The organism is Cupriavidus gilardii (genome assembly GCF_013314895.1).
Lineage (GTDB): Bacteria > Pseudomonadota > Gammaproteobacteria > Burkholderiales > Burkholderiaceae > Cupriavidus > Cupriavidus gilardii_C.
The window spans coordinates 63,585-83,632 of sequence record NZ_JABTYE010000016.1 but is presented as its reverse complement, the minus strand read 5'-3'; the positions used below and the strand labels follow the sequence as shown (position 1 = coordinate 83,632).

Sequence of the window (20,048 nt, the reverse complement as noted above, 5' to 3'; positions counted from 1 at the left end):
GCGCTGCGGCCTACCTCGCCGCAGCGCCCTTTCCGGGACCGTCCGCTTATTCCACCGTCACCGACTTCGCCAGATTGCGCGGCTTGTCGACATCCGTACCCCGCGCGCAGGCCGTGTGATACGCCAGCAATTGCAGCGGCACCACATGCAGGATCGGCGACAGGTCGCCGTAGTGCTCGGGCAGGCGGATCACCTGGATGCCGTCGGTCGACGTGATGTGGGTGTCCGCGTCGGCGAACACGTAGAGGCGGCCGCCGCGGGCGCGCACTTCCTGGATGTTCGACTTGAGCTTCTCCAGCAGCGCGTCGTTCGGCGCCACCGTGACCACCGGCATCGCCTCGGTCACCAGCGCCAGCGGGCCGTGCTTGAGCTCGCCGGCCGGATAGGCCTCGGCGTGGATGTACGAGATTTCCTTCAGCTTCAGCGCGCCTTCCAGCGCGATCGGGTAGTGCAGGCCGCGGCCGAGGAACAGTGCGTTCTCGCGGCGGGCGAAGTCTTCCGACCAGGCGATGATCTGCGGCTCGAGCGCCAGCACGCCGTGCAGCGCGGCGGGCAGGTGGCGCAGGTTCGCCAGCGCCTTGGCCTGGCTTTCCTCCGACAGCGTGTCGCGCAGCTTCGCCAGCGCCAGCGTCAGCATGTACAGCGCGGCCAGCTGCGTAGTGAAGGCCTTGGTCGAGGCCACGCCGATCTCGGTGCCGGCACGCGTGATGAAGCGCAGCTCGGTTTCGCGGACCATCGCGCTGCTGGCGACGTTGCAGATGCACAGCGTGTGCTCGTGGCCCAGGCTCTTGGCATGGCGCAGCGCGGCCAGCGTGTCGGCGGTCTCGCCCGATTGCGAGATCACGACCACCAGCTGGCGTGGATTGGGCACCGTCACGCGGTAGCGGTATTCGCTGGCCACCTCGACCTGGGTCGGGATGCGGGCGATCGCTTCGAGCCAGTACTTGGCGGTGCAGCCCGAGTAGTAGCTGGTGCCGCAGGCCAGGATCAGCACGCTGTCGATATTGGCGAACACCTGCGCGGCGCGCTCGCCGAACTGGCTCGGCTCGATGCTTTCGATGCCCTCGAGCGTGTCGGCCAGCGCGCGCGGCTGCTCGAAGATTTCCTTCTGCATGAAATGCCGGTACGGGCCGAGATCCACCGCCGCAGCGTGCGCCTCCACGACCCGCACTTCGCGCTCGACCGGCTCGTCGTTGAGGTCGTGGACCGTGATCGCGTCGCGCCGCACCTCGACCACGTCGCCTTCTTCCAGATAGATCACGCGGTTTGCGGTACCCGCGACGGCCAGTGCGTCCGATGCCAGGAATGCCTCGCCTTCGCCCAGCGCCGCCACCAGCGGCGAGCCGGCGCGCGCGCCGACCACGACGTCCGGCTGATCCTTGGCCACCACGGCAATTGCGTAGGCGCCGTGCAGGCGCTTGGTGATCGCGCGCACCGAGGCGAACAGGTCGCCGCGCGTGGCGCTGCTCGGATAGGTGTAGGCCTGGTGCACCAGGTGGGCGACCACTTCGGTGTCGGTCTGCGAATCGAAGCCGTAGCCGGCGGCACGCAGTTCGTCGCGCAGGGGCTCGTAGTTCTCGATGATGCCGTTGTGCACCAGCGCGATGGTCTCGCCGGAGAAGTGCGGGTGGGCATTGATGGTGTCCGGCTTGCCGTGGGTCGCCCAGCGCGTGTGGGCCACGCCGATGGTGCCGGACAGGCCCGAGCCGCGCGTCTGTTCGTCCAGGTCCGCCACCCGCGACACGGTGCGGGCGCGCTCGAGCGTGTCTTCGCGGACCACCGCCACGCCGCAGGAGTCATAGCCGCGGTATTCCAGGCGGCGCAGGCCTTCGATCAGAACCGGAACGATATTGCGCGTCGAAACCGCGCCGACGATGCCACACATGTTGCTCTCCCTGGTGCAGCGGCTCGTGACCGCCTGCGTTGATGCTTTGTTCGATGTCTGGATGCCGGGCGCTTATGCCGCCCGCCCAGGCCTTGCGCGCCGGCCAGCGCGGTGCGCCTATCTTACTTCGTGCCCTGCTTGGGCTGCTTGACCGGACGCTGCCAGCTGGGGATGGTCATCTGCTTGGCGCGCGACAGCGTCAGCTGGTCGGCCGGGGCTTCCTTGGTCAGCGTGGTGCCGGCGCCCAGCGTGGCGCCCCGTCGCACCGTGACCGGCGCCACCAGTTGCGAGTCCGAGCCGATGAAGACGTCGTCCTCGATCACCGTGCGGTGCTTGTTGACGCCGTCGTAGTTGCAGGTGATGGTGCCGGCGCCGATATTGACGCGCGAGCCCACCGTGGCGTCGCCGACGTAAGCCAGATGGTTGGCCTTGCTGTGCGCGGCGATCTGGCTGTTCTTGACCTCGACGAAGTTGCCGATATGGACGTCCTCGGCCAGCTCGGTGCCGGGACGCAGACGGGCATAGGGCCCGATCCTGCCGTCCGCGCCGACCTGCGCCTGCTCCAGATGGCAGAAGGCCAGCACACGTGCGCCGGAACCGATGCGACTATCGCGGATCACACAGTGAGGACCGATCTGCACGCCGTCTTCCAGGTGAACCCGTCCTTCGAACACGCACCCCACGTCGATCGTGACGTCTCGGCCACATGTCAGTTCGCCCCGGATATCGATCCGGGCCGGATCGAGCACGGTCACGCCGGCTTCGAGCAGGCGCATCGCCAGGTTGCGCTGGTGCAGCCGCTCCAGTTCGGCCAGTTGCACCTTGCTGTTGACGCCCAGCGTCTCCCACAGCGCGCCCGGCTGGGCGGACACGACCTCGACGCCATCGGCGACGGCGCGCTCGACGGTATCGGTGAGGTAGTACTCACCTTGCGCGTTGTCGTTGCGCAGCGTGGACAGCCATTCGGTCAGCTTCGCGGTCGGGCAGACCACGATGCCGGTATTGATCTCGCGGATCGCGCGCTCGGCGTCGCTGGCGTCCTTCTGCTCGACGATGCGGGCGATGCTGCCGGCGGCGTCGCGCACGATGCGGCCGTAGCCGGTCGGATCGTCCATCTCGACGGTCAGGATGCCGAAACGGTCCTGCCCGGCGGCTTCCACCAGACGGGCCAGCGTGTCCGCTCGGGTCAGCGGCACGTCGCCGTACAGCACCAGCGTGGGCTGGGCCGGATCGAGCAGCGGCAGCGCCTGCATCACCGCATGGCCGGTTCCCAGCTGCTGCGCCTGCAGCGCGAAGGCGACATCCGGCGCCGCGACCGCCGCCTGGACCCGCTCGGCGCCATGGCCCACGACCACCACCAGCCGCGTCGGCGACAATGTACGCGCGGTATCGATCACATGAGCAAGCAGCGGCCGGCCGGCCAGCGGATGCAGCACCTTCGGCAAATCGGAATGCATCCGTTTGCCCATGCCGGCGGCGAGAATGACGATGTTCACGAGGAGGTTCCTAAGTGAGTGCGCCCGAATTGACATCCGGATCGGAAAGACGCGCGACCAGCCCCGACGTGACAGCCGGGCGCTGGCGCAACTGGCTGGCGATGGGCCGGTCATCGGCCTCATCCCGCCATGGACGGGCTCGTGCGGAAGCCGTCGCCGGCACCTCGCCATCGCCCGCAAACCGTTGCCAGAGCTGGCTCGGCGGGCGGCGGCCAGCGGCCGTCAGCGCGTCCGGCGATTCTAGCATGGGGGGTATCCGCCGCTTGCCGGCTGTTGCGCAAATTCACAATGTGCGGTGGCGCGAACTGATCGCGGCGGGGATGCTGGTGTTGCTGACCGCCTGCAATGCGATGAAGCTGGGCTATCAGCAGGGCGACCACCTTGCCTACTGGTGGATCGACAACTATGTCGACGTCTCCGATGACCAGGAACCGCAGACGCGCGACGCCATCGCCCGCTTCTTCGCCTGGCATCGGCGCGAGCAGCTGCCCGAGATCGCCGCCTTGCTGCAACGCGCCAAGAGCGAGGTCCAGGGACCGGTGACCGAGGCCCAGCTCGAACGCGTGCGCGACGACACGCAGCGCATGGCGCGCGTGGCCTTCGACCATGCGATACCCGATGTCGCCGATCTGCTGTTGACGCTGACGCCCGAGCAGATCAAGCGGATGGAGCGCAAGTTCGCCGACGGCAACGAGAAGTACCGGAAGAAATTCCTGCGCGGCAGCCGGGAAGATCGGCTGGAAGCCCGCTACGACAAGGTGATGGAGTGGGCCACGCTGATCTACGGGCGCTTCTCCCGTGAGCAGCAGGACGCCATCCGCACGGCGCTCGGTCCGGTGGTCGACAACGCCGAAGCGCGCTTCGCCGAACGGGTCAAGCGCCAGCAGGCATGGATGGCGCTGGTCCGGCAGGTCCAGGCGGAGCATCCGCCCAAGGCCCGCGTGATCGCACTGCTGCAGCGCTTCGGCGACCAGTGGCAGGCGCCGCCGACACGCGAGCGCCGCGTCAGCTACGAGGCCAATACCGAGGCGGGACTGTCGGTGGCGGCGCAGATCGCCAACATGACGACGCCGGAGCAGAAGCGCCACGCGGTCGAGCGCTTCCAGAAGTGGATCGAGGATACGCAGTCGCTGATGCGCGAGGCACCGCGGCAGCCGGCCACGGTGCCGTCGCGCGCGGCGAGCTGAAGCAGGAGGGGAAACGCGGGCGCTCGGGCGCCCGGCTTTATTCCGCGGCCGACGCCGCTGCGGCGGCGGCCCCCGCCTCGGCAGCGCGCTCGGGCCGGGCCTCGCGCGCCGACGGCTTCTCGAAGCGGACGAACTCCATCCGGTTCTCGGCGCTGCCGCCGGCGAACACCAGCGGCTGCTGCGAAAAGGTCGAATCGCCGAACAGCGAGGCCTCGTCGACCTTCGCCAGCCCGGTCGCCAGACCGTTGAAGTCGAACAGCTCGGTATCGGCCAGGTGCGACGGCACCACGTTCTTCAGCGCCGAAAAGATATTGTCGATGCGGCCCGGATTCTGCCGCTCCCACTCGAGCAGCATCTCCTTGACCTTCTTGCGCTGCAGGTTCTCCTGCGAGCCGCACAGATTGCAGGGGATGATCGGGAATGCCATCGCGCGCGCATAGGCGGCGATGTCCTTCTCCGAGCAATACGCCAGCGGGCGGATCACGATGTGCTGGCCGTCGTCGGTGGCCAGCTTCGGCGGCATCGCCTTCATCTTGCCGCCGAAGAACATGTTCAGGAAGAAGGTCTGGACGATGTCGTCGCGATGGTGGCCCAGCGCGATCTTGTTGGCGCCCAGTTCCTTCGCGGTGCGGTAGATCACGCCACGGCGCAGCCGCGAACACAGCGAGCAGGTGGTCTTGCCCTCGGGCACCTTCTCCTTGACGATCGAATAGGTGTCGGCCTCGACGATCACGTACTGCACGCCGATACCGTCCAGATAGCGCGGCAGCACGTCCTCGGGGAAGCCCGGCTGCTTCTGATCGAGATTCATCGCGATCAGCTTGAAGTCGATCGGCGCCCGCTTCTGCAGCGCCATCAGCACCGACAGCATCGTGTACGAGTCCTTGCCGCCCGACAGGCAGACCAGCACCGTATCGCCGTCCTCGATCATCTTGAAGTCGCCGATCGCACGGCCCGTCTGCGATTGCAGATAGGTCTCGAGGCGGTAGAAGTTCCTGGAGTGGGTGGTTTCGGTCATGGCGGAATAGCTCTCGCCGGCACTGCGCGCGCCGGCCCTACGGCAAAGAACGCCATTCTAGCGGGTATCAGGGGAAGGGGCCGGGGATGGGAGCGGCACCTCCGGGGGACGGACAGGCCTAGGCGGTTGGTTCAGCCCCTTCTTGCTGGCGAAGCGCCGCGAGCAATGGAGTGATCTGCGCAGCGATCGCCGGGAGATCGCGTTTCACCGTCAGCCATACCGCTTGAAGATCTACCTTGAAATAGCCGTGCGCAAGCACGTTTCGCATTTCGTATGCCGCGGAGAAAGGAACATCCGGATTCTCCCGGACATATTCCGGGTAATGACGCTCAATGTTGCGGCTCGCTTTCGCCAACGATTTCGATATTCCGGATTACGGCATCCTGCACCAGGCGATTGCGCAGAAACTCCGACTCGTCCATGCCAACGACATACGAGCCTGCCTGCTGCACCGCCTCGAGCATATGGCCAAGGTAATCAATCAGCCTGCGCCGGTCTCGGCTCATACCGGGACCGCTTCATTGACGACCTCATCTCGAAACTGCTCCGGCAAGGCGTTGGGCGTCACGACGTCTACGGGGACGCCCAGCAGGCGACGCAACGCGAGCCGCATGGCCCCAATATCGAGCAGGCTGGTCTCCGGCGTAGGGTCGATCAGGATATCGAGATCGCTTGCCGCCGTATCCGATCCATGCAGCACGCTGCCAAACACCCGAGGGTTGGAGCCGTGATGGCTCTCGATGATGTTTCGGATCGCAGCGCGATGCGCTTGAAATGCCTTCGAGGGTCGCATGGCTCACCAATCTGCTAAGAGTGGGACTTCTCGGCAAATGATAGGGGAAAGACGCCGGAGAGCAATAGGACAACCCCCCTCGTTTCGAGAGCCCGTATATATCGGGCCGCATCGTCGGGGCTTACGCCGCCTTGATATGAAACACCTCGACCCCCACCGACTCGCAGTCCGGATACACATCCGGCTTCTCGGTCGACACCCGCACCGCGCGCACCTTGGGATGGCGCAGCATGGCCCGGGCGACGTCGTCGCACAACGTTTCCTGCAGATGGACGTGGCCCAGCGCCATGCGCTCGGCCACGGTATTGCGCATGAAGTCGTAGTCGACGACCTCGTGCAGCTTGTCGTCGTGCGGCGTGCTTTCCGCCAGCGGCACGTACAGGTCGATATTGATCAGCACGCGCTGTTCGCCCTTCTTCTCGAACTCGTGCACGCCGATGTTGATCTGCACTTCGTAGTTGCGCAGGAACATGCGGCGGCAGTCTTGCAGGCTGGGATGGGAAAGAGCGGCGGACATGGCGGCGTGAGGGAGAGGGCGGAGAGAAGGGAGCCGGGAACCGGCAAGGGCCGCCGATGGTACAGGCGGCGCCGGCTCCAGGGAAGTCATTCGGTCAGGAACATCACGTCGCGCGCCAGCGGCATCAGGTGCTGGCCGCCGTCGACATACAGCGTGGTGCCGGTAACCGCGCGGGCCTCGGCGAGATAGGCCACGGCCTGCGCGATATCGTCCGGCGTCGAGGACTGGCCCAGCGGCGTCATCCGGTGGGCGCGCTTGAAACCGCCGCCGGATTGGTCGCCCGACACCAGCGTGATGCCTGGCGCCACGCCGACCACGCGCAGGCGCGGCGCCAGCGCCTGGGCCAGCTGCATGGTGGCGGTCTGCAACGCGGCCTTCGACAGCGTGTACGACAGGAAGTCCGGGTTCAGATTGTCCAGCTTCTGGTCCAGCAGGTTGATCACCACGCCGCGCGCATCGTCCGGCAGCGCCCGGTGCAGCTCGCGCGACAGCAGCAGCGGCGCAGCGACATTGGTGCGCATATGGGTGTCGAGCGAGCCGTAGGAGAAGCTGGTGGCGACGTCGTACTGGAACAGCGAGGCGTTGTTGACCAGGCAGGTCGGCGTGCCGAGCGCGGCGGTGCAGGCGGCGATCAGCCCCCCGGTGGCGGCCTCGTCGGCGAGGTCGGCCTGCAGCACCGCGGCGCGGCGGCCGAGGGCGCGGATCTGTCCGGCGACCTCCTCGGCCTCCTCGCGCGAGCGATGGCAGTGCACCGCGATATCCCAGCCGCGCGCCGCCAGCTCCAGCGCGATGGCCCGGCCGATGCGGCGGGCGCCGCCCGTCACCAGTGCAATACCGCGGCTGTCGGGCGCGGCGGCCTGCGTCGACGAGGCGGACGCGGCGGCGGCAGCGGTGGAGCCAACTGCCGAGGCAGCGCTGGAAGGAGCGGCAGCAGAAGTGAAATCTGGCATTGCTACAATCGCGGGATGCAGAAAACCGGTAGTTTACCCCTTCCCTCCGCGGACGCGCTCGATGCCTCCACGGCATTGGCCACGCGCATCGGCGGGGCGATCGACGCCGCGCAAGGCTGGCTCGGCTTCGACCGCTATATGGCGATGGCGCTCTACACGCCCGGGCTCGGGTACTACAGCGGCGGCGCGGCCAAGTTCGGCCGCGACGTGCGCGACGGCAGCGACTTCATCACCGCACCTGAACTGACACCGTTCTTCGCGCGCACGCTGGCCCGCCAGGTCGCCCAATGGCTCGAGCTCGGCCTGGACGAGGTGATGGAGTTCGGCGCCGGCACCGGCCGGCTGGCAGCGGACCTGCTGCTCGCGCTCGAAACCGAAGGCCGCCTGCCCTCCAGCTACTGGATCGTCGAATTGTCCGGCGAACTGCGTGCCCGGCAACAGGCCACGCTGGCCGAGCGGGCCCCGCATCTGGCCGCACGCGTGCGGTGGCTCGACGCCCTGCCCGCCCGCTTCGAAGGCGTGGCGATCGGCAACGAGGTCCTCGATGCGATGCCGGTGCGGCTGTACGCCCGGGTCGGCGGCGTCTGGCATGAGCGCGGCGTGGCACGGGCCGAGGGCGCCGAGCACGGGACGGATGCCCGGTTCCGCTTCGCCGACAGAAAGCTCGATCCCTCCGACATTCCCGCAGTCGTCGCGGCGATTCCTGGCGAACATGACCTTGTCACCGAAACCCATGCCGAGGCCGAGGGCTTCGTCCGCTCGGTCGGCGCGATGCTGTCGCGCGGCGCGGCCCTGCTGATCGACTACGGCTTTCCGGCCAGCGAGTACTACCACCCGCAGCGCACCGGCGGCACGCTGATGTGCCACTACCGCCATCACGCCCACCCCGATCCGTTTCTCTATCCGGGGCTGCAGGACATCACTGCCCACGTGAACTTCAGCGGCATCGCGCAGGCCGCGGTGGACGCCGGCCTCGAAGTCGCGGGCTTTGCCTCGCAGGCCCGCCTGCTGATGAATACCGGCATCACCGAACTGCTGATGTCGCTGGACCCGAACGATCCGCGCAGCTTCCTGCCGGCCGCCAATGCGGTGCAGAAGCTGCTGTCCGAAGCCGAAATGGGCGAGCTGTTCAAGGCCATCGCGCTGACGCGCGGCCTGGGCGACAGCGTGCCGATCGGCTTTGCCGCGGGCGACCGCAGCCACACCCTGTAGCCACGGAACCCACGATGCTGCGCTGGACACTGACCATCTTCCTTTCCGTGATCATCCTGTCGTCCGCGCTGCCGTGGCTGCAAAAGATCGGACTGGGCCGCCTGCCGGGCGACGTGCGTTTCCGGCTGTTCGGCCGCGAGTGGGTGCTGCCGTTCGCGTCGACGGTGTTGCTGTCGCTGATCGCGCTGGTGGTCGGCCGGCTGCTATGACGGTGCGCCGGTTGCCGGCGGCAGGTCGATCGGCGGCACCCCCTCATACAGCGCGGTCAGCGCCGCCAATGCCTCGCGCCACGGCCCGCCATCCGCTTCCGACAACGCGATCTGCAATTCCCTGAGCGCGTGCAGGGGCGAACCGCGGTACGCCGGCGGCAAGCTCCGTACCGCCTCCACCAGCGCCTGCCATATGGGCAGCCATGTCTCCCTGGGGCGCCCCGCCACCGAGCCACGCGCCAGTTCCGACAGCACGCTGGCGCGCCGGGCCGCCGGCAGGCCGGCGGCGCGCTCGAGCAACAGCATGCACGCATCCGCGTGATCGATCGCCGCGGCTGCCACCAGCCACCTCTGCTCGAGCGTCGGCGGCAACGGGACCATTGCCCGCAGCAAGGCCTCCCATGCCGCTGTCCGGTCGGCCGGGCCGAGGATCACCCCGACCAGCCGCCAAAGCGCCAGCCACGGTTGTTCGCGGTGGTCGGCGGGAAGGCGTTGCAGCAACGCGGCGAGGCGCGGCACTGCGCGCGCCGCCATCGCCGCGGTGAGCCGACGCAGCTGATCGCAGGCCCGTTGCAGCTCGCCGTTCAGCGCATCGGGCGGCAGTTGCGCCAGCAGCTGCAGATAGCGATCCCAGTGGCGCTCGCACTGCTCCGGAAAGGCGGCGCAGAACTCGTACAGGACCGGTGCCCGCCCTGCCGGCGGCAAATCCGCGGCGGCGTCGATCATCGCGTCCCAGCGGGAATCGGGAAAGGGTCCGCTCAATTCCGCCAGCGCGGCGGCCAGTGCCTGCAGCGGCCCCGCGCGATGGTCGATCGGCAGCACGTCGACGGCATGCCGAAACAGCCCGGACCAGGCGTCGCGCCTGGCCTCATGGGGCAGCAGGCCGAGCGAGGAAGCATGCGACGCGATGAGGACCGCGCATCCTGGCGGTGCCAGCCTGACCGCCTCTGCCCATAGGTCGCCCCACAGACGCGGCGCCACACAGACGCCGGGCGCCGCCTTGTAGACGATCGCGAGCCAATGGGCGCGCGTCGCCGCATCGGTACACGCCTTCTGCCCTTCGGTCCACAGCCGGTTGCTGCATTCCAGCACTTGCTCGCGCGACGATCCGGCATGGCTCCACGCGGCAACCCGGCTCAGCACCCGAAGCCGGCTCTCGCCAGGCAGATCCCGCAGCGCCTCCCATACCCACTGCCGCACCTGGGCCGACAAGTCGATGTCGCCGGCATGCAGCCACGCCGGGCCCGCTACGTCCGCCACCGCACACAGCACGGCAGTGCGCTCCGCCATGGCGGCCGCGCCGTCCTGCCGCGCCAATGCCGGGTAGGCCGATTGCACGGTGGCCAGCAGCTCGACCGGGGCCCTGCCGAGCGAACGTACCGCCCAACACATCGCCGTTATCAATGGCGCAATCAACGGCGCATGCTGCGCGCCCGGCACCGCCATGGCGCGCTGCAGGCATGCGGGCAACGCGGCGGCCGCCTCCTGGGTCAACCGGGGAAATTCTGTGCAAAGGGCGAGCAGCGCCGCAGCCTGCTGAGGCGCCGGCAGTCCGCACGCCAGTTGCAACAGCCGTCCTTGCAGCGAGCGCAGGTGCCAGGCCATCTCTACGTGGTGGACGATGCGTTGGCGCGTGGCCAGGTGCGCCAACTTGCCGCAGCACGACAGCAATGCGCACAGCAGGCGCTGGCGCAAGTCGGCCGGCAGCGTCGCGACCGAGTCGGTCATGAGACCGCACGCCCTGGCGGCCACGAACGGATGCATCGACGTGAGGCGTTCTGCCAGTGCGGCCATATGGCGGGCGCGGACGTTCGGCGGGATGGCGCCTTCATGGATTTCCCGCAGCGCGGCCTGCAAGGTCGACAGATTGGACACGCGGCCGATGCACCAGTCGATCCTTGCCGACTGGATCATGGGCGCGAGTGCCGCCCGCGTGCGCCGGTCGGCCCGCGCCATCCCGCAAAGGCGGCGATGGTCGAGATAGCCTGCGACGTGCCGCAACAGATCGGTCGTCAGTTCGTGCCATGTGGCGCGCGTCTGCCCGCCCGGCCCGGCTTGCCCGGCAGGCGCGGCCGGCACGAACGCCGGGTTCGTCATGCAATGAGCATCGATTTGCCGCAGCATCCTCCCTCCTTTGGACAGGACAACGCCGACGCTGGGCTGCCGTGCCGGATCGGCACCATGGCGAGGAAGAGACGATGCGCTTCGGTGCTGGCGTCGGCGACTACCCGCTCGGATGCAGTGGCAGGCCAGCAGCCCCCGCGTGCGAGCGAGGCGCCATTCTGTTGTCCGCTCCAGACCGTCGCTTTCGATTTGTGATGGTGACTTGCCGCGGTGACTTGCCGTGGTGACTTGCCGTGGTGACTTGCCGCGGTGACTTGCCGCGGTGACTTGCCGCGGTGACTTGCCGTGGTGACTTGAGCGATAACTTGCCGCAGCCGCCGCGCTAGTCGCCGGCCTGCCCCAGCGCGCGTGCCACTGCGGCAACCCGCGCCTCGTGCACGCGCTCGCGGATCAGTTCGACCTGCCCCGCGCATTCGCGCGCGATGGCGCCGGCATCGACGCTGGCGGCGGCTTCGCGCGCGGCCAGCAGGCGGGCCGGTTGCGGATAGTCGCGCTGCTCGAAGCCGAGCCGGCCGCGCGCGTCGGCCTCGCAGGCCTGCAGCGCCTCGGCGAAGCGCTCGGGCTTGCGCAGCGCGTCGCAGCGCTCGAGCAGCCGCGTCACCGCGGCGGCGCCGAATTCGCTGGAACGATGGATATTGCCGTGCTCGCGCGCGACCAGCACGGCAAGGTCGCGGCAATCGGTCGGCACGCGCAGCCGCTTGCTGACCGCTTCGAGCAGCGCCACGCTGCGCTGCTCGTGGCCGATATGGCGCGGCAGCACGTCGGCCGGCGTGGTGCCCTTGCCCAGGTCATGGACCAGCGCGGCGAAGCGCACCGTCAGCGGTGCCTGCATCGCGGCGGCGGTATCGACGACCATCATCACGTGGACGCCGGTGTCGACCTCGGGGTGATACTCGGCGCGCTGCGGCACGCCCCACAGCCGGTCCAGTTCCGGAATCAGCCGCGCGAGCGCGCCGCACTCGCGCAGCACCTCGAACATCCGCGACGGGCGCGCTTCCATCAGCCCGCGCGCCAGTTCCTGCCAGACCCGCTCGGCCACCAGCGCATCGACTTCGCCGCTGTCCACCATCGACCGCATCAGCGCCAGCGTCTCCGGCGCGACGGTGAACTCGGGCAGGCGCGCGGCGAAACGCGCCAGCCGCAGGATGCGCACCGGGTCCTCGGCAAAGGCCGGCGATACGTGGCGGAACACCCGGGCGGCCAGATCGCGCTGCCCGCCATGCGGGTCGATCACGGGCCCGACCAGCCGGCCGGCATCGTCGACGGCCTGCGCCATCGCGTTGATGGTCAGATCGCGCCGGATCAGGTCGTCCTCCAGCGTGACATCGGGCGAGCAATAGAACGCGAAGCCCTTGTAGCCGGCAGCGGTCTTGCGCTCGGTGCGCGCCAGCGCGTATTCCTCGCGCGTGCGCGGATGCAGGAAGACCGGGAAGTCCTTGCCGACCGGCTTGAAGCCGGCCGCCTCCATCTGCGCCGGGGTCGCGCCGACGACCACGTAGTCGCGATCCTGGCTCGGCGTACCCAGCAACTGGTCGCGGATGGCGCCGCCGACGGCGTAGATCTGCATGGAGCTCCTTCCTCGGTCCGACGCTTCAGTGATGGATCACGATCGCGTCGTCACGGTCCGGGGCGACGCGATACGGTTCGTCCGGTGCCAGGAAATCCCGCTCCTCGCGCGCCGCGGCGATCCAGCGCTGCAGCGCCGGCAGCTCGAGCACCAGGTCGGCATAGGTCTTGGCATGTTCGGGCAGGTGAATGCCATAGGTCGCGAAGCGGCAAACGACTGGCGCGTAGTAGGCGTCGGCAATCGAGAATTCGCCGAACAGGAAGGGGCCGCCCTTGCCGAAGCGGTCGCGCGCCTCCTTCCACAGCTGCACGATGCGGTCGATGTCGCGCTGCACCGCGACGTTCCAGCCCATGCCCGGCAGCATCGCGCTCAGGTTCATCGGCAGCTGGCTGCGCAGATTGCCGAAGCCGGCATGCATCTCCGCGCAGATCGAGCGGGCGAACGCGCGCGCGGCGGGGTCCCGCGGCCACAGCGGCTTGTCGGGGAAGCGCTCGGCCAGGTATTCGACGACGGCCAGCGAGTCCCACACCACGATATCGCCGTCGACCAACGCCGGCACCTTGTTGGCCGGCGCATAGCGTCCGATCTCCTCGGCGAAGCTCGGCGTGAACAGGCGCACCGGGACTTCCTCGAACGGAATGCCGGTATGCGCCATCACCAGCCAGGGACGCAACGACCAGGAGGAATAGTTCTTGTTGCCGATGACGAGCTTCATTTGCGGGTCCTTGGAGAGGGAGAGAGCGAGGTGCGCACGGTGTGGCAAGCGGGAAATGCCGGCATCGCGCGCCATTGCGCGACATTGGGCGCCACACCGGGCTTCAGGCCGAACATTGTAGCGAGCGGCTCCGGGGCGGACCAAACGAATTGGACTCGCAAGGCGTGTCAATATGGGTCACATAGCGATTGAACCGCTGCTGCCCTCGATCAACCGCATCGCAATCCATTCCCTCACCGCCGATGCACGCTCGAGCGCAGTGCTTCCAGCCGCGTCTCCCTGCCGCCCGACAGCGCCTCCGTCATGATCGCTTCCAGGCTGGTCGGCTGCACGCCAAGCTCCGGCGCCATCGGCCCGGTCAGCACATTGTCCAGGCGCATCGAATCGAGGTTGTCGCGCGACAGCAAGGCGCCCGGCATATGTTCGAGCACCGCGGCCTGCAGCCGCGCCAGCGCATCCGGCAGCGGCAGCACCGGCCGCGGATGGCCCGAGGCTTCGCCGGCGAAGCGCACCAGTTCCTCCAGCGTATAGACCTGCGGGCCGCCAAGTTCGTAGCACCGGCCGATGGTCGCCGGGGTTGCCATCGCGTTGACCATCGCCTGCGCCACGTCCTGCACGTAGATCGGCTGGAAGCGCGCCTGCGCGCAGGCCAGCGGCACCACCGGCGCGAGGCGCTGCATGCTGGCGAACAGATTGAGGAAATGATCGTCGGGGCCGAACACCACCGACGGGCGGAACACGGTCCAGTCCAGGCCGCTGTCGCGCACCACCCGCTCGCCGTCGCCCTTGCTGCGCAGATACATCGACGGGCCGGCGCTGTCCGCGCCGAGCGCGCTCATATGCAGCAGCCGGCGAACGCCGGTGCGCCGCATCGACGCGATCAGCCGGCGCGGCAGTTCGACATGGGCGGCGGCAAACCCGGGCCCATAGGGGTCGCCGCGGCCGCCGTGCAGCACGCCGACCAGATTGACGACGATGCCCTCGATGCCGAGCGAGCCGATCGCGCTGTCCAGCGCCGCCTCGTCGGTGACATCGAGCACCACGACCTCGACCCGCGGCAGGGCCAGCAGATCGCGCGCATTGTCCTCGTTGCGGGTTGCGACGACGATCCGCTCGGGATCCATCGGCGGGATGACCACCGTCGCATGCTCGAGCGGCGCGTTGCTGCGGTTTGCCACGCCGGACAGGCGCGCGACCAGATGACTGCCGATAAAGCCGGAACCGCCGATGACCAGTACATTGCTCGTCAGCATGATGTCCTCCGTGGCACGGTGGCCGCGGCACGGCTGCCGCGGCGGGTTTCGATCCAGCGTTCGACCCAGCGTTCGACCCCAGCGGCGGACATCGCGCGGCGTCGCCTTGCACCGGCGCACCGCGCCGGCCAGGCATGGCCGGCAGTGGTACCCGAAGGGCGCGTACCAGGGCGCCCTCAGAGCACCGTCAGGGCACCGTCACAGCATCGTCACGGCAGGCTGGTGGTGGTGACCTGCGACGGCACCACGGTGCCCAGGCGCGCCTTCAGCGACTGCGGATGTCCGTGCATCAATGCAGCATAGTACGTGGCGTTGGAGAGCACATTCTTGACGTAGGTTCGCGTCTCCGTGAACGGAATGGTCTCGGCGAAGATCGCGCCCTCGACCGGCCGCGACAGGCTGGTGCGCCAGCTCTTCGGGCGGCCCGGGCCGGCGTTGTAGGCGGCCGACGCCAGCGTCTGCGAGCTCTCCAGGTCCGTCAGCACCATGCTCATGTAGCTGGTGCCTAGCAGGATGTTGACGTTCGGGTCGCTCATCATCGACGGCGTGAAGTCCGTCATGCCGATCTTGCGGGCGACATACCTGGCCGTGGCGGGCATCACCTGCATCAGGCCATGCGCGCCGGCGGACGAGCGCGCATTCATGATGAAGCGCGACTCCTGGCGGATGATGCCGTAGGCCCAGGCCATGTCGAGCCCGGCCTCGTCGGTGGCGCGCTGCATGATGTCGCGGAACGGCATCAGGAAGCGCAGCGAGAAGTCGTGCTGCGCCTGGGTGCGGTCGGCGGTGTTGACGGTGCGGTCCAGCAACGAAATACGGCGCGCGTACTCGGCCGCGGCCAGCAGTTCGCGGTCGCTCATGCCGCGCAGCTCCCAGTTCCACTCGCGGTTGCCTTCGAAGCGCAGATCCATGTCGTAGAACGCCTTGGCGCGCTGAAAGCCGGGGCGGGTGCGCATCGCCATGGCCTCGGTGTCGCTGACCTGGGTACGCGGCGGCAGCGTGATCCGCTGGCCAAGTTCCTCGCTGGCGAGCTGCCCGTAGAAATTGAAGCCGCTGGCAATCGACTGGTACTGCTGGCGAGCCTCCTCGGTGCGGCCCGCGTCGGCCAGCGCCCGGCCCAGCCAGTAGGTCCAGGCCGGATCCTTGGTGCGCAATTCGGGGCGCATCGATTCGACGGCCAGGCGCACCAGCTTCCAGTCGCCCTGGCGCAGGGCCGCGCGCACGCGCCACTCCTGCGTTTCGGTCGACAGCCATTGATTGCCGCCCAGCTCGATCTGACGCCGGAAGTAGCCGGCCGCATCGGGCAGCAGCTTCTTGGCGGCGAACTGGCCGACCACGCCCCAGCCCGCACCCTGCTCGTCGCGCGACAGACTGCCCGAACTGGCGGTCAGGTAGGCGGCGGCCTGCGCGGGGTCGTTGCGCGCCATCTTGACCACGGTGGCCAGCGTGTCGCCGTCGACGGCGCCATCCGGCACGGTGGCGGCGATGCGCCCGGCCAGCGTGGTGTAGTTCTGCTCCAGCGCCGTGCGGGCCTGGAAGGCGACGTCCGCACGGGTGATCTGGCGGCTCTGGTACAGATAGCCGATCAGGTCGACGCAGCCCTCGCCATAGTTCTTCGGCTCGGTCAGCAGCGCGCGCGCCTCGGCGGCGACGTTCTGCCCCTTCAGCGCGCGCGACAGCAGCGCATAGCACTCGACCTGGGTATCGTCCTTCAGCACGAACTGCGGATACTGGGCGTCGAAGTTGGCCCAGTCGCGCCGCTTGCCCAGCACCAGCAGCCAGTCGTTGCGCATGCGGTCGGCGATCGCCTCGCCCTGGTAGCGCTGCAGGAAGGCGCGCACCTCGTCGTCGGGCGCATCGATGCGCGCCAGGCCGGTGGCGTCGAACAGCTGCGGCTTGATGCGGAAGTATTCGACGTACGACGGCACCGGGTAGTCGACCAGCGTGGCCGAGATCGCATAGGCGCGCGCCACGTCGTTCTTGCGCGCGGCCTCGCGCAGCGCCCGGAAGGCGTCGTCCGGATTGCTCGGGATCATGGTCGACGCGGCGCCCTGCCCGTTCGACGATACCGTGCGCTTCTGCGCGGCGGCCGGCGTTGCCAGCAGCGTCCAGCTCAATGCGGTGGCGATCGCGGTCAATGCGAACTGTCCCGCACGCTGCCGATATACTCCCTTGCGCATCCTGTCTTTCCTTGTTGTGGCGGCCCGGCCGGCCCTCGATGTGGCTGCCGCACCGCTTGAAAACCAATAGTCCGCGGACATTATCACACGCACTTCACACCGGCCGATCGTGGACTAACGCCCCGCTTCGGCACGTATTTCTCCAGCTCATGGCCCACGCACCGACCGGTCCACTCGATCCCCTGCCCTCGTCCTCGCAGCCCTCTTCGGCGCCGGGCGATCCCGCCCCGGAGCGCCGGGCGCTGCGCGCCGCGCTGCTGGAGCGCCGCGCCAGCCTGGCGCAGCGTGCGCAGCTGGATGCGCGCATCGAGGCGGAGCTCGCCGCGCTGCTCGATTGGCTGCCGGTGCATTGCCTGGGGTTCTACTGGCCGATCCAGCAGGAGTTCGACGCGCGCGGACTGGTTGCGCGCTGGCTTGCGGCTGCCCCGGGGCGCGACGCCGCGCTGCCGGCCGTCAGCCGCCCGGGGGTGCCGCTGGACTTCCATCGCTGGACGCCGGACACGCCGATGCGCGAGGGCCGCTACGGCATCCCGGTGCCCGACGGCACGCCGGCCGTGACGCCCGACGCGCTGCTGATTCCCTGTGTCGGTTTCAGCGCCCGGAAGTTCCGTCTGGGCTACGGCGGCGGCTTCTACGACCGCACGCTCGCCGCGCTGCCCGGCAAGCCGGTGGCGATCGGCATTGGCTACGAAAGCTGCCGGATCGACCTGGCGCCCGGGGCGCATGACATCCCGATGGACTGGATCGTGACGGAGAGCGGGCGCTTCTAGGCGCTAAGGTTCGGCCTGGCCGGCGGATGTGCGCTCGTCCGCCGGCGTCGCCGGCAATATCAGCGAATCGACCAGCGCCCGCATCCGGCGCCAGTGCGAGCCCTCCCAGAACACCCGGCGGCACACATCGCAGGTGGAAAAACGCGCGTGCCGCTCCAGCACGGCCGGCGGCACGCGGTCGGCCACCTCGTCGCTGGAGGCCGCGCGCAGCGGTGCATTGCAGCTCAGGCACAGCGAGAACGGCCGTGCCTGCCGGCGCAGATCGAGCCGCGCGAAGATCTCGCGCAGTTGCGCCTGCGGCTTCAGCGCCCGCACGTAGCAGCCGTGCGTGATGCTGCTGCGCTTGAGCAGCTCGCGGTCGCGGGTCAGCACGATGCGGCCCTCGCGCGCGGCGATGGCCTCGATCTCGCGATCGTCGAAGTGGTTGTCGTAGAGGGTGTCGTAGCCGGTCAGCCGCAGCAGGGCGGCCAGCCCGCCCAAGTGGGCGTCGGCGACGAAGCGGGTGACCCGCAGCGGGGCCGGGCGTACCCGCAGCAGCGGCGTGACGTCGAGCGCCTCGAAGGTCGGGTAGACCGAGACCCGGTCACCGTCGGCGAGCAGCCGGTCGAAGCCGCACGACTCGCCGTTGACCAGGATCAGCTCGACCTCGGTGTGCGGCACGCCGAGCGCCTCGATCATGTGCTTGACCGTGGCCGCGCGGGCGCACGGACAGGACCAGTCCCGTCCGCGCATCGCCGGGGGGAGGAAATCGTTCAGCTCCTCGTAGAAGCGGAACGTGGCGGTAACCATGCGGCACAGTATGCCATCGGGGGCGCACCTTCCGCCCCCCATGGCCGCCATCGCGATTGGCGTACTACAGCACTACAGCCTTACGGCCTTATAGCTTCAGCCGCTGCCAGATCGCCTTGGTCGCGCCGGCCGCGTTCAGCGTGTAGAAATGCAGCCCCGGCACGCCGCCGGCCAGCAGCCGCTCGCACAGCGCGGTGACCACGTCGAGCCCGAAGGCGCGAATCGCCTCGCGGTCGTCGCCGAAGCTCTCCAGCCGCTTGGCGACCCAGCGCGGCACCTCGGCGCCGCACATCTCGGAGAAGCGCATCAGCTGCGAATAGTTGGTGATCGGCATGATGCCGGGCACGATCGGCACGTCCACGCCGAGCGCGCGTACGTCGTCGACGAAGCGGAAATACGCGTCGGCGTTGAAGAAGTACTGCGTGATCGCGGAATCGGCGCCGGCCTTGACCTTGCGCACGAAGTTCTCGAGATCGTGCCGCGGGGAGCGCGCCTGCGGGTGGTACTCCGGATAGGCGGCCACTTCGATATGGAACCAGTCGCCGGTCTCGGCGCGGATGAATTCCACCAGCTCGTTGGCGTAGCGGAATTCGCCGATCTCGCCCATGCCGGAGGGCATGTCGCCGCGCAGCGCGACGATATGGCGGATGCCGTTGTTGCGGTACGTGCGCAGGATCTCGCGGATGCCGTCGCGGGTCGAGCCGACGCAGGACAGGTGCGGCGCGGCGTCGATGCCGTCGCGCTGGATCTCCAGCACGGCGTCGAGCGTGCCCTGCTGCGTGGTGCCGCCGGCGCCGAAGGTCACCGAGATGTATTTGGGCCCAAGCGGGGCCAGTTGCGCACGGGTATTGCGCAGCTTTTCCCGGCCCTCGGGCGTCTTGGGCGGGAAAAACTCGAAGCTGTAGTAGCGGTCTTGCATGATGGGTGGCGCCGCCGACGAGGCGGCGCTGGAAGGAGGAGCGCCCGGCGTCAGGCCACTTCGCGGTCGCGCAGCAGCAGGCCGGCCAGCAGGGTCGAGATCACGCTGTACAGCAGCGAACCGAGCAGCGCAGTCCAGAAGCCCGACACGGTGAAGCCCGACAGCAGATTGCCGACGAACAGGAACAGCAGCGCGTTGATCACGAAGATGAACAAGCCCAGCGTCAGCAGCGTGACCGGCAAGGTCAGCAGCACCAGGATCGGCCGGATCAGCGTATTGATGACGGCCAGCACTGCCGCCGCGATCATCGCCGAGCCGAAGCCCCGCACTTCGATGCCGTCGACCACCGCGCTGATCGCGAACAGCGTCAGCGCGTTGATGATCCATACCGCCAGCAATCTCATGGCAACTCCTTGTCGGTTGGTTTGCTCCCCTCTCCCGCTTGCGGGAGAGGGGCCGGGGGA

Annotated in this window: 21 protein-coding genes; 4 read left to right on the top strand and 17 right to left on the bottom strand. The window is 68.5% G+C overall.

Translation table 11 applies throughout. From position 1 onward, the window contains the following. Positions 1-46: 46 nt before the first annotated feature. The 3 genes from glmS to HTY53_RS16530 form a co-directional block, all read right to left on the bottom strand. Complete coding sequence (glmS, locus tag HTY53_RS16540; RefSeq protein ID WP_174107684.1) at positions 47-1,885, bottom strand: glutamine--fructose-6-phosphate transaminase (isomerizing); 1,839 nt, start codon at positions 1,883-1,885, stop codon at positions 47-49. A gap of 122 nt (positions 1,886-2,007) precedes the next feature. Then, positions 2,008-3,381, bottom strand: coding sequence for a bifunctional UDP-N-acetylglucosamine diphosphorylase/glucosamine-1-phosphate N-acetyltransferase GlmU (gene glmU, locus HTY53_RS16535; RefSeq protein ID WP_174107683.1), 1,374 nt, complete (start codon positions 3,379-3,381; stop codon positions 2,008-2,010). Between the two features lie 10 nt (positions 3,382-3,391). Continuing rightward, complete coding sequence (locus tag HTY53_RS16530; protein WP_174107682.1) at positions 3,392-3,628, bottom strand: hypothetical protein; 237 nt, start codon at positions 3,626-3,628, stop codon at positions 3,392-3,394. Between the two features lie 43 nt (positions 3,629-3,671). On the opposite strand from HTY53_RS16530, the gene HTY53_RS16525 reads away from it, so the two are divergent. Beyond that, positions 3,672-4,568 carry a DUF6279 family lipoprotein gene (locus HTY53_RS16525; protein ID WP_368041015.1) on the top strand — a complete coding sequence of 299 codons (897 nt, stop codon included), beginning with the start codon at positions 3,672-3,674 and terminating at the stop codon, positions 4,566-4,568. 37 nt (positions 4,569-4,605) lie between these two features. Here HTY53_RS16525 and ttcA read toward each other — a convergent pair whose 3' ends face one another. From ttcA to HTY53_RS16500, 6 genes are all read right to left on the bottom strand, one after another. Next, positions 4,606-5,586 carry a tRNA 2-thiocytidine(32) synthetase TtcA gene (ttcA, locus tag HTY53_RS16520; RefSeq protein WP_174107681.1) on the bottom strand — a complete coding sequence of 327 codons (981 nt, stop codon included), beginning with the start codon at positions 5,584-5,586 and terminating at the stop codon, positions 4,606-4,608. Positions 5,587-5,704: 118 nt separating this feature from the next. Further along, positions 5,705-5,941, bottom strand: a complete 237-nt coding sequence (locus HTY53_RS24800; RefSeq protein ID WP_254599986.1) for a HepT-like ribonuclease domain-containing protein — start codon at positions 5,939-5,941, stop codon at positions 5,705-5,707. Next, positions 5,916-6,008: a hypothetical protein gene (locus HTY53_RS24795; protein ID WP_254599989.1), complete on the bottom strand. Its 93-nt coding sequence runs from the start codon at positions 6,006-6,008 to the stop codon at positions 5,916-5,918. Before HTY53_RS24795 ends, HTY53_RS24800 begins: the two co-directional genes overlap by 26 nt. Positions 6,009-6,088: 80 nt before the next feature. Further along, positions 6,089-6,379 carry a nucleotidyltransferase family protein gene (locus HTY53_RS16510; RefSeq protein ID WP_174107680.1) on the bottom strand — a complete coding sequence of 97 codons (291 nt, stop codon included), beginning with the start codon at positions 6,377-6,379 and terminating at the stop codon, positions 6,089-6,091. Between the two features lie 121 nt (positions 6,380-6,500). Then, a complete protein-coding gene (locus HTY53_RS16505; protein ID WP_174107679.1) occupies positions 6,501-6,896 on the bottom strand; it encodes a dihydroneopterin aldolase in 396 nt (131 codons plus the stop codon). An 86-nt stretch (positions 6,897-6,982) separates the two neighbouring features. Beyond that, positions 6,983-7,846 (bottom strand): SDR family oxidoreductase, encoded by an 864-nt coding sequence (locus HTY53_RS16500; protein WP_174107678.1) that lies wholly within the window; start codon positions 7,844-7,846, stop codon positions 6,983-6,985. Positions 7,847-7,861: 15 nt separating this feature from the next. Between HTY53_RS16500 and HTY53_RS16495 the strand changes: the two genes are divergently transcribed. Next, a complete protein-coding gene (locus tag HTY53_RS16495) occupies positions 7,862-9,058 on the top strand; it encodes a class I SAM-dependent methyltransferase (RefSeq protein ID WP_174107677.1) in 1,197 nt (398 codons plus the stop codon). Positions 9,059-9,072: 14 nt separating this feature from the next. Continuing rightward, positions 9,073-9,267, top strand: coding sequence for a DUF2905 domain-containing protein (locus tag HTY53_RS16490; RefSeq protein ID WP_006579486.1), 195 nt, complete (start codon positions 9,073-9,075; stop codon positions 9,265-9,267). Here the strand turns inward: HTY53_RS16490 and HTY53_RS16485 are convergent. From HTY53_RS16485 to HTY53_RS16465, 5 genes are all read right to left on the bottom strand, one after another. Further along, positions 9,262-11,391 carry a hypothetical protein gene (locus HTY53_RS16485; RefSeq protein WP_174107676.1) on the bottom strand — a complete coding sequence of 710 codons (2,130 nt, stop codon included), beginning with the start codon at positions 11,389-11,391 and terminating at the stop codon, positions 9,262-9,264. The genes HTY53_RS16490 and HTY53_RS16485 overlap by 6 nt on opposite strands. A 322-nt stretch (positions 11,392-11,713) precedes the next feature. Beyond that, complete coding sequence (locus HTY53_RS16480; protein ID WP_174107675.1) at positions 11,714-12,958, bottom strand: multifunctional CCA addition/repair protein; 1,245 nt, start codon at positions 12,956-12,958, stop codon at positions 11,714-11,716. A gap of 25 nt (positions 12,959-12,983) precedes the next feature. Then, positions 12,984-13,673: a glutathione S-transferase family protein gene (locus HTY53_RS16475; protein WP_174107674.1), complete on the bottom strand. Its 690-nt coding sequence runs from the start codon at positions 13,671-13,673 to the stop codon at positions 12,984-12,986. A gap of 233 nt (positions 13,674-13,906) precedes the next feature. Then, complete coding sequence (locus tag HTY53_RS16470; protein ID WP_174107673.1) at positions 13,907-14,926, bottom strand: complex I NDUFA9 subunit family protein; 1,020 nt, start codon at positions 14,924-14,926, stop codon at positions 13,907-13,909. 209 nt (positions 14,927-15,135) lie between these two features. Beyond that, positions 15,136-17,106 carry a lytic transglycosylase domain-containing protein gene (locus HTY53_RS16465; RefSeq protein ID WP_174107672.1) on the bottom strand — a complete coding sequence of 657 codons (1,971 nt, stop codon included), beginning with the start codon at positions 17,104-17,106 and terminating at the stop codon, positions 15,136-15,138. A 149-nt stretch (positions 17,107-17,255) separates the two neighbouring features. Here HTY53_RS16465 and HTY53_RS16460 point away from each other — a divergent pair, with 149 nt between their 5' ends. Then, positions 17,256-17,876: a 5-formyltetrahydrofolate cyclo-ligase gene (locus tag HTY53_RS16460; RefSeq protein WP_174107671.1), complete on the top strand. Its 621-nt coding sequence runs from the start codon at positions 17,256-17,258 to the stop codon at positions 17,874-17,876. A 3-nt stretch (positions 17,877-17,879) separates the two neighbouring features. Here HTY53_RS16460 and HTY53_RS16455 read toward each other — a convergent pair whose 3' ends face one another. The 3 genes from HTY53_RS16455 to HTY53_RS16445 all read right to left on the bottom strand — a co-directional run bounded on the left by HTY53_RS16455 (position 17,880) and on the right by HTY53_RS16445 (position 19,988). Further along, positions 17,880-18,665: a Mut7-C RNAse domain-containing protein gene (locus HTY53_RS16455; protein WP_174107670.1), complete on the bottom strand. Its 786-nt coding sequence runs from the start codon at positions 18,663-18,665 to the stop codon at positions 17,880-17,882. Between the two features lie 88 nt (positions 18,666-18,753). Continuing rightward, the gene (metF, locus tag HTY53_RS16450; RefSeq protein ID WP_174107669.1) at positions 18,754-19,584 is read right to left on the bottom strand and encodes a methylenetetrahydrofolate reductase [NAD(P)H]; all 831 of its coding nucleotides are present in this window, start codon (positions 19,582-19,584) and stop codon (positions 18,754-18,756) included. Between the two features lie 50 nt (positions 19,585-19,634). Then, positions 19,635-19,988, bottom strand: coding sequence for a phage holin family protein (locus tag HTY53_RS16445; RefSeq protein WP_174107668.1), 354 nt, complete (start codon positions 19,986-19,988; stop codon positions 19,635-19,637). Between the last annotated feature and the right edge of the window lie 60 nt (positions 19,989-20,048).

Bases quoted from the DNA above. Each gene is read 5' to 3' on its own strand.
- glmS (WP_174107684.1), bottom strand. From the start codon at position 1,885: ATGTGTGGCATCGTCGGCGCGGTTTCGACGCGCAATATCGTTCCGGTT.
- HTY53_RS16530 (WP_174107682.1), bottom strand. From the start codon at position 3,628: ATGCTAGAATCGCCGGACGCGCTGACGGCCGCTGGCCGCCGCCCGCCG.
- ttcA (WP_174107681.1), bottom strand. From the start codon at position 5,586: ATGACCGAAACCACCCACTCCAGGAACTTCTACCGCCTCGAGACCTAT.
- HTY53_RS24795 (WP_254599989.1), bottom strand. From the start codon at position 6,008: ATGGACGAGTCGGAGTTTCTGCGCAATCGCCTGGTGCAGGATGCCGTA.
- HTY53_RS16510 (WP_174107680.1), bottom strand. From the start codon at position 6,379: ATGCGACCCTCGAAGGCATTTCAAGCGCATCGCGCTGCGATCCGAAAC.
- HTY53_RS16505 (WP_174107679.1), bottom strand. From the start codon at position 6,896: ATGTCCGCCGCTCTTTCCCATCCCAGCCTGCAAGACTGCCGCCGCATG.
- HTY53_RS16500 (WP_174107678.1), bottom strand. From the start codon at position 7,846: ATGCCAGATTTCACTTCTGCTGCCGCTCCTTCCAGCGCTGCCTCGGCA.
- HTY53_RS16495 (WP_174107677.1), top strand. From the start codon at position 7,862: ATGCAGAAAACCGGTAGTTTACCCCTTCCCTCCGCGGACGCGCTCGAT.
- HTY53_RS16490 (WP_006579486.1), top strand. From the start codon at position 9,073: ATGCTGCGCTGGACACTGACCATCTTCCTTTCCGTGATCATCCTGTCG.
- HTY53_RS16485 (WP_174107676.1), bottom strand. From the start codon at position 11,391: ATGCTGCGGCAAATCGATGCTCATTGCATGACGAACCCGGCGTTCGTG.
- HTY53_RS16480 (WP_174107675.1), bottom strand. From the start codon at position 12,958: ATGCAGATCTACGCCGTCGGCGGCGCCATCCGCGACCAGTTGCTGGGT.
- HTY53_RS16475 (WP_174107674.1), bottom strand. From the start codon at position 13,673: ATGAAGCTCGTCATCGGCAACAAGAACTATTCCTCCTGGTCGTTGCGT.
- HTY53_RS16470 (WP_174107673.1), bottom strand. From the start codon at position 14,926: ATGCTGACGAGCAATGTACTGGTCATCGGCGGTTCCGGCTTTATCGGC.
- HTY53_RS16465 (WP_174107672.1), bottom strand. From the start codon at position 17,106: ATGCGCAAGGGAGTATATCGGCAGCGTGCGGGACAGTTCGCATTGACC.
- HTY53_RS16460 (WP_174107671.1), top strand. From the start codon at position 17,256: ATGGCCCACGCACCGACCGGTCCACTCGATCCCCTGCCCTCGTCCTCG.
- HTY53_RS16455 (WP_174107670.1), bottom strand. From the start codon at position 18,665: ATGGTTACCGCCACGTTCCGCTTCTACGAGGAGCTGAACGATTTCCTC.
- metF (WP_174107669.1), bottom strand. From the start codon at position 19,584: ATGCAAGACCGCTACTACAGCTTCGAGTTTTTCCCGCCCAAGACGCCC.
- HTY53_RS16445 (WP_174107668.1), bottom strand. From the start codon at position 19,988: ATGAGATTGCTGGCGGTATGGATCATCAACGCGCTGACGCTGTTCGCG.